The following is a 16,234-nucleotide window of genomic DNA, read 5'->3' on the forward strand; positions in this document are numbered from 1 at the left end:
ATTAATGTAATAAAAATAACAGTGGCACTTGCCGCTGTTATTTTTTTTATGTCATCATAAAGAGATTGCTCACTTACATAATAAGAAAACTGTGCTGAAATTAATAAAATTTATTCTTCCCCCTTTATTTGCAGGTCTAAGTATTGCTTTTTTAGTGGTTTTTTTCAGCCCTAATATGCGAGCCGCCTTACTTCCTAATGTTCCCCTTCCAAGCGCGATGAGTGCGAGTCACCTGAGTTTTTCTGATGCAGTTAAACGAGCAGCTCCTTCTGTAGTTACTATTTTTTCAGAAAGTATTTCCAAAGAACCTCGTTATAAAAGAAAAAACACGGTACAAGAGCTAGGCTCTGGCGTCATTATGTCGCAAGACGGTTATATTCTTACTAACTATCATGTTGTTAATAATGCAGACCAAATTATGGTTATCTTAACCGATGGCCGACGCTTTTTTGATGTGCAACTCATTGGTTTTGATACTATTACTGATTTAGCCTTACTTAAAATCAATGCAGATCACCTCCCAGTGATTCCCGTAAACGATAGCTATGTATCAAATGTAGGCGATGTTGTACTTGCTATAGGCAACCCGCTTAACTTAGGGCAAACAATCACTCAAGGCATTATTAGTGCAACGGGTAAGCAAAAAATTACAGATAGCCCTTACAATAACTTATTGCAAATGGATGCAGCTATTAACGTGGGCAACTCCGGCGGCGCATTAGTTAACTCCAATGGTGATTTAGTCGGCATTACTTCTGCACAATTTAAAACGCGTGAGAACTTGAATATTCAAGGAATATTTTTTGCGGTTCCTTACTCACTTGCTAAAAAAGTGATGGGTAAACTCATTCGTCACGGTCGGGTTGTGCGCGGCTATTTAGGCTTTGAAGGCACAGCAGTAGATAGTACGGGTAAAGAAGTAAACGACAGCCTAACGCCGGTTACCGGCATGCGTATTACTAATTTAGACCCTTTGGGGCCAGCATGGCAAGCAGGCATTGAAGAGCAAGATATCGTCATTAAAATTGCAGGGCTTTCGGTAGCAAACCCACAAAAAGTGCTTGAAAAAATAGGTAATACGGAGCCCGGTAAAGAAATAGAATTTGAGCTATACAGAGATGGCAAAATAGAAAAAATCATGGTGGTTGTAGCTGAGCTTGAAACAAAGCTTTAAAAAAGAGTAATACCAATCGTCAATAAAAAGGTCGGATAGCAATTTGCGTATCCGACCTTTTTTAAATAGCTTAACTAGTTATCTACTTAGCTACTTCTACGTTTAATGTTTGCACCCAACGCACTTAGCTTATCTTCAATGCGCTGATAGCCTCTATCAACGTGATAAATACGGTCAACAACCGTTTCACCCTGTGCCACTATACCCGTTAAAATTAAGCTAGCTGAAGCGCGTAAATCGGTTGCCATCACTTGCGCACCCGTTAAGCTTTCAGTCTCACCACAAATTGCGGTATGCCCTTCTAAACGAATATTAGCGCCCATACGCTGCAACTCTGGTACATGCATAAAACGGTTTTCAAAAATCGTTTCTGTGATCGTTGCACTACCATTTGCTACTACATTCAATGCTGTAAACTGAGCTTGCATATCCGTAGGAAAACCTGGGTGTGGAGCTGTTTTAATATTCACGGCTTTAAGTTCTCGGCCGCGCATATCAAGATAAATACTATCGTTATGTACTTCTAGGTGCGCATTCGTAGCACGTAGCTTTTCAATCACAGGCTCAAGAGAATGAAAGTCTGTATTTTTACAAAGTACTTCACCGCCAGCCATTGCTGCTGCGACTAAAAACGTCCCAGTTTCAATTCGGTCAGGTAAAATACTGTGTTCACAGCCAGCTAAACGCTCAACGCCTTCAACTTCAATGCGGCTAGTACCTGCACCTGTGATTTTAGCGCCCATAGCAATTAGGCAGTTAGCTAAATCAATTATTTCAGGCTCGCGTGCCGCATTATCAAGTATGGTTTTACCATCAGCGAGGGCCGCTGCCATTAATAGGTTTTCGGTAGCGCCTACACTTACCATTTCCATAAAAATTTCAGCGCCTTTTAAGCGACCATTAACCTTGGCATTAATATAACCATTTTCAACGTTTATTTGTGCGCCCATGCGCTCCAAACCTTGAATATGGATATCAACAGGGCGAGCACCAATAGCGCACCCACCAGGTAAAGACACTTGAGCCTCACCAAAACGTGCAACTAGAGGGCCCAATGCAAGCACAGAGGCGCGCATTTGCTTTACTAAGTCGTAAGGCGCTAATGTTTTATTAACCGTTGCACCGTCAATTACTAGCGTATCGCCCTGCCAATTAACATCTGCACCTAAAGTTTTTAATAAGGCTTCAGTGGTCACTATGTCGCGAAGACGCGGTACATTAGTAAATATACTTTTACCATCAGCTAATAGTGAAGCAAATAAGATAGGAAGTGCGGCATTTTTAGCGCCCGAAATAGTCACTTCACCAGCAAGTGAAGTGCCACCTTGAATTACAAATTGATCCATTAGGAGGCCCTAGTTATTGCGGTAAAATAAATTTTTGTTCACGCTTCCACTCTACAGGAGTAAATGCACGAATAGATACTGCGTGAATTGTCCCATCTGAAATTGTATTCATTAATGGACCATAAACTAGCTGCTGCTTTTTAACTCGGCTTAAACCGTCAAAGCATTCGCCTACTGCAACAACTTCATAATGACTACCATTGGCTTTTACATGTACTTCAGCTAATTGAAGTTCTTCGCGTAATAATGTTTCGACTTGGCTAGTTTCCATAACTCTCACTCAAATAGGGTTGTAACCTGACCCAATTGCATTAAATTTTGCAATTGCTCAGGTAGGTTTTGCAATTCAAGGCGAATGCCTTGCTGCTTTAATTCTGCAAAAGAGTGAATTAACCAAGCTAAGCCAGCTGTGTCAACCCTTGATACTCCACTTAGGTCGAAATAGATGATTTTATGCTTAGTTAATAACTTATTGTTCAGAAGCTGTTCATCGCCAATTGAATTTCGAGTAAGCTCACCGCTTACTCCAAAATGTTGTCCATCAACTTGGCTTATTGCCAATTTAGTCATTCGAGTTACTGCCTCTAAACTGAACTGGTAGCTGACTCTTTTGCTCTAAAAGGTTACTTACATTATCAATACCTTGCTGACGCAAAATACCTTGCAGCTCGCTTTGCTTTGCATCCAGTAAACTAATACCTTCGGCAATCATATCGTACGCGCGCCATTCACCGTCGCGGTCTTCGCGTACTTTAAAATCGATTCTGATATCAGGTTTACCGTCTTCAATAATTTTAGTCTTAACAACAACGACGTCTTTACCTTTAAACGCTTGCTCTGCACCAAACTCAACTTTCTGGTTTGTGTATTGAGTAAATACACCTGCATAAGTAGCAACTAAGTACTCTCTAAATACACCAATAAAGCGTTGAATTTCTTTAATTGCTTTGGCCTTTTCAGCCTCGTCGGTAATTGCACGAACTTTAGATACTTCACTGCCAAGTACACGAAGTGCTGCATATTTATAGTCGATATAAGGCATTAATTCTTCTTCGACTATTACGCGAAGGTATTCCTGATCTTTAACAATTAATGGCTGATCTTTTTTAATGCGCGCAAATGTATTATCGGCAACTTGGCGTACCATTTTATTAGGATCGACTAATTTCACATCTGCTGCACTTACGCTTTGAGTTAGCGTCATTGTGCCAATTGCTACAATAGCTAAAAACTTTTTCAACATAATAATTACTCACTACCTTGGTTGAATAAAAACTGCCCGATTAATTCTTCAAGTACAATGGCAGACTTAGTATCAGTGATTGAATCGCCATCACCTAGTGCTTTACTTTCCACACCAAATAAATCGTCAATTGCTTCATCTTGCTTGTTTTCTGTCACTGTTTCGCCTAAACAACGTTGCTTAGCAGAATCTGGAGAAATTACAGGGTGAATACCTAAGTACTGCTCACCTAAAATACCCGACGTTAAAATAGAGATTGAGCTTGTGTCTGAAAAACGACATAAGTACTGTGCGTCAATGGTCATATTAACGACTGGTAAAAACTCTTGTGGGTGAACATAAATTGATTCAACACGGCCAATTACAACACCACCTACTTTTACTGGCGCACGCGCTTTTAACGAGCCGATGTTTTCAAACTTGGCATTAAGCGTATATGTTTCGCCAGAGCCACTAATCCCTGAATTGGCAACTTTAAGTGCAAGCATCGCAAAAGCTAAAATGCCAAGTGCTACAAAAAAACCAACTAAAATTTCTAATTTCCGTGAATTCATTATCTATACCCTATTAGCTGGTAAACATTACCGCTGTCAAAATAAAGTCAAAACCTAAAACTGCTAATGACGAATGAACAACCGTTTCGGTGGTTGCTTTGCTGATCCCTTCTGAGGTCGGCACACAGTCATATCCTTTATAAAGCGCAATCCAGGTCACCACTATGGCAAATACAAAGCTTTTAATAATACCGTTTAGTATGTCTTGCTGAAACGACACTTGCGATTGCATGATTGACCAAAAACTACCTGTATCAACCCCCAGCCAATCTACCCCCACTAAATGAGCGCCTATAATTGCTACAGCTGAAAATATCAATGCAAGCAATGGCATGCTTATAAAACCCGCCCAAAAGCGCGGTGCAATAATACGTTTTAGCGGATCGATTGCCATCATCTCAAGTGATGAAAGTTGCTCTGTTGCTTTCATTAAGCCAATTTCAGCTGTCAAAGCGCTACCTGCGCGTCCTGCAAATAATAATGCAGTAACAACCGGGCCTAGTTCTCGCAATAAGCTCAGTGCCACTAACGGCCCTAAACTATCCTCAGCGCCATAACCAACCAATACGGTGTAACCTTGTAAAGCCAACACCATACCGATAAACAAACCCGACACCATAATAATGAGTAACGATTGCGAACCAACCATATAAAGCTGGCGAACAAGTAACGGTGTGCCTTTTTTAAAATTAGGAACATGCGCTAATGCACTAAACAGCATATAAGCAGAACGACCAAGGGCCGCAAAGCGTCCTAGCGTTTTATGTCCTAGCTTTTGAAATAAATCCAACATTATGCTTTTTCTCCAAGTAGTTCGTCTGCATAAGCCTGAGCCGGAAAATGAAATGGTACAGGACCATCCGACAAGCCTTTTAAAAACTGTTGAACTAAAGGAGATTCATGATTACGCATTTCATCTGGAGTACCAGAACCAATTACCCCTTGATCGGCGATAATTATAACGTGTTCGGCAATACTCATTACCTCTGTTACATCGTGCGTCACGATTAAAGACGATAAACCTAATACTTCGTTGAGCGACTTAATTAGCTTAACCAATACGCCCATCGAAATAGGATCTTGCCCTGCAAATGGTTCATCGTACATGATTAGCTCTGGATCAAGTGCTATAGCGCGTGCAAGTGCAGCACGCCTTGCCATACCGCCGGATAACTCAGATGGCATTAAATCTTTAGCGCCACGTAGTCCAACCGCTTGCAGTTTCATTAACACAACTAATCGAATCAGGTCTTCACTTAGCTTTGTGTGCTCTCTTATAGGAAACGCGATATTGTCAAATACCGACATATCAGTAAACAACGCACCACTTTGAAAAAGCATACTCATTTTAGTACGTGCTTCGTATAACTCTTTACGAGACATTTTAGGAATGCTGCCACCTTCAAATAAAATATCACCTGAATCTGGTTTAAGCTGACCACCAATTAAACGCAACATAGTGGTTTTGCCAATTCCGCTTGGCCCCATAATCGCAGTAATTTTACCTTTAGGAACGCTAAAACTCATATTTTTATATATGGTTCTATTGCCTCTCGAAAAGCTAACATCCTTGACTTCTACTATTGATTGCGACAAGTCGCTCTCCATAAAAATGTTCACTAGTGCCCCTATTTTAAAGCTTTTTTGTCAAAGATGGAAAAAACAATTCGTAAGATTTTGTAATACACCCATGAAAAGGATTATAAGACTCGCTCAAAACAGCTTAACCCCAGCTTAAATTTTTAAATTAGCTGTTTAAAAGCAACATTGTTACCTAGTTGACCTTACTCTTTTATTTATACTTTCATCTTGGCTTTTGTTACTATTCGCGCCATCCGTATTTTGTATAACTGGCTTAACACAATGGTTACCTCGTTTGTTATTTTAATTCTTGGTTTTGCAGCTCTTGTTTGGAGTGCCGATAGGTTTGTTTATGGGGCTGCGGCTCTTGCTAAAAACTTTGGTGTACCTACACTTATTGTTGGTTTGACCGTTGTAGCCATGGGCTCTTCAGCCCCTGAAATGATGGTTTCAGCCTCTGCCGCTCTGGCTAACAAAACCGACACAGCCGTTGGCAATGCTGTTGGCTCTAATATTACAAACATTTTACTTGTGTTAGGTATCACTGCTCTATTTCGCCCTCTTTCAGTTTCATCTAGTACGTTAAAACGTGAAATGCCATTAGTGATGCTCGTATCTTTAGCTACTTGGTATGTGTTCTCAGATAACTACTTTTCATTTAGTGAAGGTGTTGCGCTTTTAGTTGGCTTTATCGTATTCATCGGTGGGTTAATCATTGTATCTATGCGTGCAAAAAACCAAGATGACCCATTTGTCTCAGAAGCCTGCGACGATGTACCAAACGATGTACCTACTAAAAAAGCGGTATTTTGGTTAATTGTTGGCATGATACTCCTGCCGGTTAGTTCTCATTTTTTAATCGGCTCAGCTGTTGATATTGCTAAATACTTCGGCTTAAGCGACTTAGTCATTGGTTTAACAATTATTGCCATTGGTACTAGCTTGCCTGAACTTGCCGCCTCGGTTGCAGGTGTACTTAAAAATGAAGATGATTTAGCACTAGGTAATATTGTTGGCTCAAACATATTTAATATTTTAGCTGTATTACCTCTAGCAGGTATTATTAATCCTTCAGCAATTGATCCATCGTTAGTAAGCCGAGATATATTAATTATGATTGGTGCAACACTTGCTCTTATTATTATGTCATTGAACTTTAGAGGCACCCAGCGTATCAATAGGGTAGAAGGCGGCTTATTGCTAATAGCGTTTTTGGGTTACCAAGGGTATATTTTTAGTCAAGTAGGGTAAATGATGGCAACGCTAAACTTTATTGAACAAGGCCTTCGCGTTTTAGATGTTGAGCGCCAAGCACTTAGTGATATTGCACAATATGTAGATGAAAATTTTCATAATGCGTGCCAATTAATGTACGACTGTGAAGGCCGTATTATTGTCATTGGCATGGGAAAATCAGGCCATATTGGCAATAAAATAGCGGCAACCCTTGCAAGTACTGGCAGCCCAGCGTTTTTTGTTCACCCTGGTGAAGCAAGTCATGGTGATTTAGGTATGATCACTAAAAATGACGTGGTTATGCTTATTTCTAATTCAGGGGAAACCAGCGAAGTTTTAAATATCATTCCGGTTTTAAAACGACTTGGTGCCAAAATGATAGCGATGACTGGCAATACGCAATCAACCATGGCAACCCTTGCTAATGTACATGTGTGCATTAAAGTAGAAAAAGAAGCTTGTTCATTGGGTCTAGCCCCTACATCAAGTACCACTGCAACGCTTGCGATGGGCGATGCCATGGCAGTTGCATTATTAGAAGCTCGCGGCTTTACAGCTGATGACTTCGCGCTATCTCACCCAGGTGGTAGTTTAGGCAAGCGCTTATTACTTACTTTAAAAGATGTTATGCACAGCGGCGCAAATACACCTATTATTGATGTTTCACAAACAGTTAAAGATGCTCTAATAGAAATGTCAGCTAAAGGATTAGGTATGACAGCCATTGTTGATGAAAATCAGCAACTCGTAGGGTTATTTACCGATGGTGACTTACGTCGCATTTTAGAACAAAGAATTGATATTCATACAACACAAATAGATGTTGTTATGACTAAGTCATGCACTACAGCTACGCAAGATATTTTAGCCGCTGAAGCGCTCAATATTATGGAACGTAAACGTATAAATGGCCTAATCGTCGTCAATGAGAAAAACCAACCTATTGGCGCATTAAATATGCAAGACCTATTAAAAGCAGGAGTGTTATAAATGCAATTTGAAGAACTCTATCAACCGCTGAGCGATGATGCAAAAGCACGCGCTAAAAAAGTAAAACTACTTATATGCGATATTGATGGTGTATTTTCTGATGGCCGTATTTACCTTGGCAATCAAGGTGAAGAGCTAAAAGCATTTAATACAAAAGATGGTTTTGGCATTAAAGCACTTATAAACAGTGGCTTTGAAGTAGCTGTTATTACTGGTCGTCATTCACAGATAGTACAACAACGTATGAGCAGCTTAACCGTACAGCATATTTATCAAGGCCAAGAAAATAAGCTCATTGCCTATCAAGAATTAAAAGATAAACTCAACCTTAGCGATGAACAAATTGCTTATATTGGTGATGACGGTCCTGACATGCCTGTTATGGAGTTAGTAGGCTTTGCCGTTGCAGTAAATGATGCCCACCCTCTTATTAAGCGTTTGTCACATTATGTAACGCAAATGCCTGGTGGTTTTGGCGCTGTGAGAGAACTCACCGATTTGCTCATGCTTGAAAATGGTAAAGCATTGACTACACAAGGCACTAGTTCATGAATGCAGCGCGCATAATATTAAGCGTTTTATTCATTAGCTGTATGGTTTGGCTTTGGTACCCTTATTTTACACAAACAAATATTGTGCCTAAGGCTGAGCCTGAAGTTGTTGCTAAGCCTGATTACATAGCTATTGAGCTCAAACAGACAGCCTATGATGAGCAAGGTAAAATTAGCCACAAAGTCACTGCGGCTAAAATGGAGCTATACCAGCAATTAGGTTTCACGTTTTTTGAAAAACCCATTTTTACTTTATATAACGAGCAACAAACGTGGCAAATAAATGCAGACGAAGCAACATTATATGAAGATAAACAATTAATTTTAGAAGGTAATGTGGTTGCCAAAAATTTAACCGATAACGCCATGATAGACAAAATCAATGCTGATAATATTCAGGTTGATATAAAGTTATTAACAATGCGTTCGGAGCAACCCGTCATTATCACTGGACCCAATTTAAAAATCACCGGTAAAGGCCTAGAAGCCGACTTGAAAACCGAAGTGATAAAACTAATTAACCATACGCGAACCATATATTATGACCAATAAAATATTAAAATCACTTATAATTCCTACACTTATACTAGCGTTTAATAGTAGTGCTGCAGAGCAAAACACGCAACCTGCTGCCAATCAAATTTCAATAAGTGCCGACAAGCAAGAAGGTCAATTGAAAGCTAATGTGGGTATTTTTGAGAAAAACGTTGAGATTATTCACGGTAATCGCCGCATTACAGCCGATCGCCTCGAAGTACACAAACGTGATGAACTTGGTGATAATAAACAATTATTAATTGCCACAGGTAGCCCTGCGCACTTTGAAGAAAAGCAATCAGACGGCACGACTATGAGCGCCAGTGCTGACGAAGTACGTTATGATGTATCTAAGCGTTTTTTAACGCTTGTTGGTAATGCACAAGTTTCGCAAGCCGGACAAAAAATAAATGCTAAAAGTATTACCTACGACATAGAGCAGCAGCTCATCAGTGCCGAAAAAGATGAAAACTCAACTGACCGCGTTCACACAATTTTAGTACCGATCGAAACTAAAAAAAGTAAAAAAGGCGATAAAGGTCAACCATGAGCACATTAAAAGCAGAACTATTAGCAAAAAGCTATAAAGGTCGTGAAGTTGTAAAAAACGTCGGCCTTGAAGTACAAGCTGGCAGTATAGTTGGCTTACTTGGCCCTAACGGTGCTGGTAAAACAACGACTTTTTATATGATTGTAGGGCTTGTTCCTAGCGACAAAGGTAAAATATCTATTGATGATAACGATATTACTCTTTTACCTATGCATAGTCGTGCTAGATTAGGCATAGGCTACTTACCACAAGAGTCATCGATTTTTAGAAAGCTGACTGTTTATCAAAACTTAATGGCCATTTTAGAAACGCGCAAAGAACTAAATAAACAAGCCAGAGAAGACACGCTCAATAACTTATTAGATGAATTTAGCATACAACACATTCGTGATAGCCAAGGTATGGCATTATCGGGGGGAGAACGTCGTCGTGTAGAAATAGCACGAGCGCTGGCAGCAGATCCTAAATTTATATTACTGGATGAACCGTTTGCCGGTGTTGACCCTATTTCGGTATTAGATATAAAGAAAATAATAGAACATCTTAAAAATCGTGGGATTGGTGTATTAATTACCGACCATAACGTAAGAGAGACCCTTGATGTTTGTGAAAAAGCCTACATTGTTTCTCATGGGGAGCTGATTGCATCAGGTACTCCAGAACACGTATTAAATGATAAAACAGTACGCGATGTTTACTTAGGCGAGCAATTTAGGCTGTAACATTTACGCCATGTCTTTAAGCATCTGCTAGTATTAATTATAACAACATAAAAGGATTGTTAGAGATACATGAGGCAATCACTACAGCTGCGCATGGGCCAGCAACTTACAATGACTCCACAGTTGCAACAAGCTATTCGTTTGTTGCAACTCAGTACATTGGATCTCCAGCAAGAAATACAAGAAGCTCTCGACAGTAATCCACTATTAGAGGTTGAAGAGGCAGACTATTCCGAAGACGCTGCTGGTAAAAACGAGCAAAAAGCTGATACCGATGACATAACTGTTAGCGCATCTGCTGATGATGCTCCGAGCGAATACGAACAAGATACTGGTGAAGCACTTGCAAAAGACACGCTAAGTGACGACATGGCTATGGATGTCAGTTGGGATGAGTACATGAGTGCCGCTCCTGCAGCCTCATCAGGTCCAATGCCTGAAGACGAATCAATATACCAAGGCGCCTCTACTGAAACGCTCCATGAGTATTTAATGTGGCAATTACAACTAACGCCATTTAGCCCTACAGACGAAGCTATTGCTATTGCTATTGTAGAAGCTGTCGATGATTCAGGTATTTTAACACTAAGCTGCGAAGAGATTTTAGAAAGCTTTAATCAAGAAAACGAAGATGATAACGAAGTCGAACTTGATGAAATTGAAGCGGTATTAAAACGCATCCAACTGTTTGATCCTGTTGGTATTGCTGCACGTAGTTTACAAGAGTGTTTGTGTATTCAGCTTAATCAATTTGATAAAGAAACACCTTATATTAATGAAACGAAAATGATTTTAACCGAGCATATTGATCTATTAGCAGCTCGCGACTATCGTACATTAATGAAAAAAACTAAGCTCAAAGAAGAAGAGCTTAAAGAAGTAATGACACTAATACATACTCTCAACCCAAAACCTGCAGATACTATTGTAAGGGAAGAATCTGAGTATGTTATTCCTGATGTGTCAGTTAAAAAAATTAAAGGCCGCTGGGTTGTCGAATTAAACCCAGATAGCATGCCTAAAATTCGTGTTAATAGCCAATACGCAGCAATGTCTCGCACTGTAAAATCAAGTGGCGACAGCCAGTTTATTCGCTCACATTTACAAGAAGCTAAATGGTTTATTAAAAGCTTAGAAAGTAGAAACGACACGCTATTAAAAGTTACTAATTGTATTGTTAAGCAACAACAAGGCTTTTTTGAACATGGCCCTGAAGCCATGAAACCAATGGTTTTAAATGATGTTGCTGAAATGGTAGAAATGCACGAATCGACAATTTCTCGCGTAACTACTCAAAAGTACATGCATACACCCCGTGGTATATTTGAGCTTAAATATTTTTTCTCAAGCCATGTAAGTACTGAAAACGGTGGTGAATGTTCATCTACAGCAATACGTGCGCTTATCCGAAAATTAATCGCAGCAGAAAACTCAGCAAAACCATTGAGTGATAGCAAAATAGCGGATATATTGGCTGAGCAAGGAATTAAAGTAGCGAGACGTACAATCGCAAAATACCGCGAATCTCTTGCTATTCCACCGTCAAATCAGCGTAAAAGTCTGATTTAAGACGCTAAACTAAGAGGGTAATGCTTATGCAACTAAACTTAACTGGTCGTCACGTAGAATTAACCGATTCACTAAGAGACTATATTAATACTAAATTTGCGAAGCTTGAAAGACACTCTGATCATATTAATAATGTTCATGTCATTCTCGATGTAGAAAAATTAAATCAAAAAGCAGAAGCCACAATACACGTAAGCGGTGCTGAGCTATTTGCCTCTACAGAACATCAAGATATGTATGCCGCTATTGACTCGTTGATCGACAAGCTCGATCGCCAAGTAATCAAACACAAAGAGAAGCTTGCTCGACACTAATATGATGAAATTAAGTTCACTTATATGCCAGGACTGCAGCAAAGCTGCGGTCCTTTTTAATAGCAAAAAAAGAATTTTAGAGTTCATTAGCGAACTTGCTCACGACAAACTTCCGTATTTACCGCAACAAGATATTCTTAATGCTTTAATGAGCAGAGAGAAATTAGGTAGTACAGGTATAGGACGTGGCATTGCTATTCCTCATGGAAGAATGAGCGGTGCAGAAGAGCCTTTGGCTTTAGTGCTCGTTAGCGAAACTCCAATAAACTTTGATGCAATCGATAATCGCCCTGTTGATATTTTTGTCGCACTCATCGTACCAGATGGCGATAACCAGCAGCACTTAAAGACTCTAGCAACCATTGCTGATAAACTAAACAACAAAGATTTTTGTAAACAGTTACGCAGTGCAAAATCTGATACTGAGCTTTACCAAGTTATTGTCGATCAATCATAGTTTTATAAAGGGTGTTAAATGGAGTTAATTATCATAAGCGGCCGTTCTGGTTCTGGAAAGTCGGTTGCTTTGCGCGTTGTAGAAGATTTAGGTTATTATTGCGTAGATAATATTCCAGTAAACCTACTACCTTCATTAGTTCGCAGTGTGTCTGATAGCTACGATAAAATTGCTGTTAGCATAGATGTGCGCAACATACCTAAAGAACAAGATGAATTTAACGATATTCTTGAATACTTACCAGGCTTTGCAAACCCTACGTTATTTTATTTAGATAGTGACGATCAGACATTGATCAAACGCTTTTCTGAAACACGCAGATTACACCCACTATCAATAGACTCGTTGCCTCTTGATTTAGCCATCAAAAAAGAAAAAGAATTACTTGATGTATTAACCACTCGCGCCGACTTTATGATAGATACGACTGATTTAAGTGTTCATCAACTCGCTGAATCTATTCGTGAAAAGATTTTAGGTAAAAAAGATAAGCAACTGATTGTCACATTTGAATCATTTGGTTTTAAACACGGTATACCAAAAGAAGCAGACTACGTATTTGATGCACGCTTTTTACCAAATCCACACTGGGAACCAGAGTTGAAGCCTTTAAATGGGTTAGATCAACCGGTTAAAGACTATTTAGCTAATCACAGCATAGTGCAAAAATTCACATGGCAAATTCAAACATTTGTACAAACGTGGTTACCGCATTTAGAACGAAATAACCGCAGTTATTTAACCATTGCTATTGGGTGTACAGGTGGGCAACATCGCTCTGTGTATTTAGCGCAAACTATCGGTGAAAGTTTTGCAATGACACATCCCAATGTAAAAATTCGCCATCGCGAACAAGAAAAATAATATAGCTGAATAATCACCTGTTCAGCTTAGGTAGAGTAAGTTATGCATTGTGAAGATACCTTTTTAATAAAAAACAAATTAGGCTTACACGCCAGAGCGGCTACTGTGCTTGCGCAATTAGCAGTACAATTTGATGCTACAATCACATTATTCCAAGATGACAAAGAAGCAGCAGGCGATAGCGTACTTGCATTAATGTTACTTGAAAGTAGCCAAGGAAAAGAAGTTAAAGTTGTTTGTAAAGGCCCTGATTCTGAGCAAGCTTTACACGCTGTTGGAGAATTAATAGCACAACGCTTTAATGAACAAGAATAATCTGTTTTATAAAAACAATATTCGCATTACTAGTGCTTCAATTAAAACAGATATATAAAATAAATAGGTTAGTAACGCCAGTTAACTCACCTCCCCCCATAAAGTAATATAACAATTTATAAAGGACGCCAATGCCAGAAGCTTTTGAACAAGATTATCCACTACAGCAACTAAAGCAGGTGACGAAGTCACTCAATAGTGGTCAATTTGTTCAAGTTAGGCGCATGCTCGCAAAAACGGCTCCTTGTGATACCGCATTATTATTAGAATCATCACCGCATAAAATTCGCCGACTGCTTTGGCAATTGGTCGATCCTGATGTGCAGGGTGATGTTCTTGAAGAATTATCTGAAGATGTTCGTTTAGGCATTATTGCCCAAATGGAACCTAAGCACATTGCCGCCGCAACTGAAGACATGGGCCACGATGACTTAGGTGAAGTATTACGTAGCCTGCCAGATACCGTCTATAAAGACGTTGTTAGCGCGATGGACATTCAAGACCGTGAACGTGCCACGCAAGCACTGTCATATCAAGAGCGTTCAGCAGGTGCGCTAATGAACACCGATACGGTGACCATTCGCCCTGATGTAACACTCGATGTTGTACTTCGTTATATTAGACTGCGTGGTGAGCTACCAGAGGGTACAGATGATTTATATGTTGTTGATAAACATAACTGCTTTATAGGCGCTTTATCGCTGAGTACATTATTAACTAATCCGCCAGAAAAAATTGTCCGCGATTTGATGGATGAAGATTGTGAGTCTATCCCAATCTCAATGGATGAAAGTGAAGTAGCGCAATTATTTGAGCGTCATAATTGGATATCGGCCCCTGTGGTGGACGATAACGACCAACTCCTCGGTCGTGTTACTATCGATGACATCGTTGATGTAATCCGAGAAGATGCCGAGCATAGCTTATTAAGCCTAGCCGGTCTTGATGATGAAGAGGATACATTCGCGCCTGTACTAAAAAGCTCTAAAAAACGCTCAGTTTGGCTAGGAGTTAACTTACTAACCGCACTTGCAGCTGCTTTTGTAGCTAGCTTTTTTGAAGGCACTTTAGATGTGCTCCCTATTTTGGCTGTGCTTAACGGTATTGTCCCTTCTATGGGTGGTGTTGCTGGTAGCCAATCATTAACGCTTGTTATCCGTGGTATTGCAGTAGGTCATATAAACCAAACAAACCAACGTTTCTTGATGATGAAAGAACTGGCCATTGGCGCGCTAAACGGTATTTTGTGGTCACTATTAATTGCGGGTGTTATTGCGCTATGGCAGTGGGACTTTATGCTTGGTGGCGTACTCGCCTTCGCTATGTTTATGAACTTAGTGGTGGCAGGTGTTGCTGGTGCAAGTATTCCAATAATTCTTAAAAGAATGAATATAGACCCTGCTCTTGCAGGGAGTGTGGTGCTAACCACAGTGACTGATATTGTTGGTATATTCGCCTTTTTAGGTACTGCTACATGGTTGCTGATATAAATTAAACGCTTTAAATGTAAAAAACTACAGCAAAAATAGTTAGGGTAAATCAGTAGCTATGGCAACGGATACCAAACATAAAAATGACATACCTAAAAAAACGCCAAAACAAAAAAGCGTATCCATATTAAAAAGTGTACTGGTATATAGCTCTATATTTTTCGTCATTTATACCGCCGTCAATTGGTGGCGGCAACCTGTCATGCCAGCAAATCCTCAATTACAATTAATCGACTATGAAGGGCAAAACATTAATTTAGCAGCAATGAGCCAAGATAAACCCACGCTTGTGTATTTTTGGGGAACTTGGTGTCCTATTTGTAGTATTACCTCCCCTGCCATAAACGAACTCGCAAACGAGAATAAATACCCCGTCGTGAGCATCGCGATAAAATCAGGCTCTGATCAAGAGCTGCATGATTATTTAAATGAGCAAGGCTACAGCTTCAGTACTGTTAACGATCAACACGGGGAGATATTTTCCGATTGGCAGGGACAAGTCACGCCATCTTATATAATCTTAAAAGATAATAAAATGACGCAAGGACTCACTGGCATTCAGCCGTTATGGTCACTTAAATTGCGTTTGTGGTTATCATCAATGCTTTAAAAAAAGCTAAACTTAGCACAGGATATCTAAAGAGAGGGGCTCTAAAACCTCACTCTTTATCACCTACAATAATATAGATAATAAAGAGCAAAGCTGACTTAATTTGCGTATGAAAAAGCGCGTACCGCAAT

General features: G+C 39.7%; 21 protein-coding genes. 14 read left to right on the forward strand and 7 right to left on the reverse strand.

The features are described 5' to 3' along the window. The first annotated feature begins 91 nt into the window (after positions 1-91). On the forward strand, positions 92-1,174 hold the full coding sequence (locus H5090_RS00490) for a trypsin-like peptidase domain-containing protein (protein ID WP_024595792.1): 1,083 nt from the start codon (positions 92-94) through the stop codon (positions 1,172-1,174). 86 nt (positions 1,175-1,260) lie between these two features. Here H5090_RS00490 and murA read toward each other — a convergent pair whose 3' ends face one another. Genes murA through H5090_RS00525 form a run of 7 tightly spaced genes read right to left on the reverse strand, consistent with a single transcriptional unit; the run spans position 1,261 to position 5,925 of the window. Beyond that, positions 1,261-2,520 (reverse strand): UDP-N-acetylglucosamine 1-carboxyvinyltransferase, encoded by a 1,260-nt coding sequence (murA, locus tag H5090_RS00495; RefSeq protein WP_002957954.1) that lies wholly within the window; start codon positions 2,518-2,520, stop codon positions 1,261-1,263. A gap of 13 nt (positions 2,521-2,533) precedes the next feature. Beyond that, entirely contained in the window at positions 2,534-2,791 is a 258-nt protein-coding gene (locus H5090_RS00500; RefSeq protein WP_002957953.1) for a BolA family protein, read from the reverse strand. Between the two features lie 5 nt (positions 2,792-2,796). Then, positions 2,797-3,090 (reverse strand): lipid asymmetry maintenance protein MlaB, encoded by a 294-nt coding sequence (locus H5090_RS00505; RefSeq protein WP_002957952.1) that lies wholly within the window; start codon positions 3,088-3,090, stop codon positions 2,797-2,799. Beyond that, positions 3,083-3,763 (reverse strand): phospholipid-binding protein MlaC, encoded by a 681-nt coding sequence (locus tag H5090_RS00510; protein WP_039485391.1) that lies wholly within the window; start codon positions 3,761-3,763, stop codon positions 3,083-3,085. Before H5090_RS00510 ends, H5090_RS00505 begins: the two co-directional genes overlap by 8 nt. Positions 3,764-3,768: 5 nt before the next feature. After that, positions 3,769-4,317 (reverse strand): outer membrane lipid asymmetry maintenance protein MlaD, encoded by a 549-nt coding sequence (mlaD, locus tag H5090_RS00515; protein ID WP_002957950.1) that lies wholly within the window; start codon positions 4,315-4,317, stop codon positions 3,769-3,771. A 13-nt stretch (positions 4,318-4,330) separates the two neighbouring features. Beyond that, a complete protein-coding gene (gene mlaE / locus H5090_RS00520; RefSeq protein WP_002957949.1) occupies positions 4,331-5,110 on the reverse strand; it encodes a lipid asymmetry maintenance ABC transporter permease subunit MlaE in 780 nt (259 codons plus the stop codon). Beyond that, positions 5,110-5,925 (reverse strand): ATP-binding cassette domain-containing protein, encoded by an 816-nt coding sequence (locus H5090_RS00525; RefSeq protein ID WP_080945050.1) that lies wholly within the window; start codon positions 5,923-5,925, stop codon positions 5,110-5,112. The genes mlaE and H5090_RS00525 overlap by 1 nt, the downstream gene beginning before the upstream one ends. Before the next feature lie 255 nt (positions 5,926-6,180). Between H5090_RS00525 and H5090_RS00530 the strand changes: the two genes are divergently transcribed. From H5090_RS00530 to H5090_RS00590, 13 genes are all read left to right on the forward strand, one after another. Further along, positions 6,181-7,149 carry a calcium/sodium antiporter gene (locus H5090_RS00530; RefSeq protein ID WP_002957947.1) on the forward strand — a complete coding sequence of 323 codons (969 nt, stop codon included), beginning with the start codon at positions 6,181-6,183 and terminating at the stop codon, positions 7,147-7,149. Positions 7,150-7,152: 3 nt separating this feature from the next. Then, positions 7,153-8,124 carry a KpsF/GutQ family sugar-phosphate isomerase gene (locus tag H5090_RS00535; protein WP_002957946.1) on the forward strand — a complete coding sequence of 324 codons (972 nt, stop codon included), beginning with the start codon at positions 7,153-7,155 and terminating at the stop codon, positions 8,122-8,124. Beyond that, complete coding sequence (gene kdsC, locus H5090_RS00540; protein WP_007580311.1) at positions 8,125-8,676, forward strand: 3-deoxy-manno-octulosonate-8-phosphatase KdsC; 552 nt, start codon at positions 8,125-8,127, stop codon at positions 8,674-8,676. It abuts the gene before it with no gap. Next, positions 8,673-9,227 carry an LPS export ABC transporter periplasmic protein LptC gene (gene lptC, locus H5090_RS00545; protein ID WP_154903849.1) on the forward strand — a complete coding sequence of 185 codons (555 nt, stop codon included), beginning with the start codon at positions 8,673-8,675 and terminating at the stop codon, positions 9,225-9,227. The genes kdsC and lptC overlap by 4 nt, the downstream gene beginning before the upstream one ends. After that, positions 9,217-9,762, forward strand: coding sequence for a lipopolysaccharide transport periplasmic protein LptA (gene lptA / locus H5090_RS00550; protein ID WP_002957943.1), 546 nt, complete (start codon positions 9,217-9,219; stop codon positions 9,760-9,762). Before lptC ends, lptA begins: the two co-directional genes overlap by 11 nt. Beyond that, complete coding sequence (lptB, locus tag H5090_RS00555) at positions 9,759-10,484, forward strand: LPS export ABC transporter ATP-binding protein (protein WP_002957942.1); 726 nt, start codon at positions 9,759-9,761, stop codon at positions 10,482-10,484. Before lptA ends, lptB begins: the two co-directional genes overlap by 4 nt. Positions 10,485-10,553: 69 nt before the next feature. After that, the gene (locus tag H5090_RS00560; protein ID WP_002957941.1) at positions 10,554-12,053 is read left to right on the forward strand and encodes an RNA polymerase factor sigma-54; all 1,500 of its coding nucleotides are present in this window, start codon (positions 10,554-10,556) and stop codon (positions 12,051-12,053) included. 26 nt (positions 12,054-12,079) lie between these two features. Further along, on the forward strand, positions 12,080-12,367 hold the full coding sequence (gene hpf, locus H5090_RS00565) for a ribosome hibernation promoting factor (protein WP_007580301.1): 288 nt from the start codon (positions 12,080-12,082) through the stop codon (positions 12,365-12,367). A 4-nt stretch (positions 12,368-12,371) separates the two neighbouring features. After that, positions 12,372-12,824, forward strand: a complete 453-nt coding sequence (gene ptsN, locus H5090_RS00570; protein ID WP_024595797.1) for a PTS IIA-like nitrogen regulatory protein PtsN — start codon at positions 12,372-12,374, stop codon at positions 12,822-12,824. Between the two features lie 18 nt (positions 12,825-12,842). Further along, positions 12,843-13,688: an RNase adapter RapZ gene (gene rapZ / locus H5090_RS00575; protein WP_002957938.1), complete on the forward strand. Its 846-nt coding sequence runs from the start codon at positions 12,843-12,845 to the stop codon at positions 13,686-13,688. Between the two features lie 42 nt (positions 13,689-13,730). Continuing rightward, on the forward strand, positions 13,731-14,003 hold the full coding sequence (locus H5090_RS00580) for an HPr family phosphocarrier protein (protein WP_002957937.1): 273 nt from the start codon (positions 13,731-13,733) through the stop codon (positions 14,001-14,003). Between the two features lie 131 nt (positions 14,004-14,134). Then, positions 14,135-15,493 carry a magnesium transporter gene (gene mgtE / locus H5090_RS00585; RefSeq protein WP_002957935.1) on the forward strand — a complete coding sequence of 453 codons (1,359 nt, stop codon included), beginning with the start codon at positions 14,135-14,137 and terminating at the stop codon, positions 15,491-15,493. Positions 15,494-15,695: 202 nt separating this feature from the next. Continuing rightward, entirely contained in the window at positions 15,696-16,103 is a 408-nt protein-coding gene (locus tag H5090_RS00590; protein WP_259395015.1) for a protein disulfide oxidoreductase, read from the forward strand. Positions 16,104-16,234 lie beyond the last annotated feature (131 nt).

It is taken from the genome of Pseudoalteromonas sp. SR43-5 (assembly GCF_014163835.1).
Taxonomy (GTDB): Bacteria; Pseudomonadota; Gammaproteobacteria; order Enterobacterales; family Alteromonadaceae; genus Pseudoalteromonas; species Pseudoalteromonas distincta.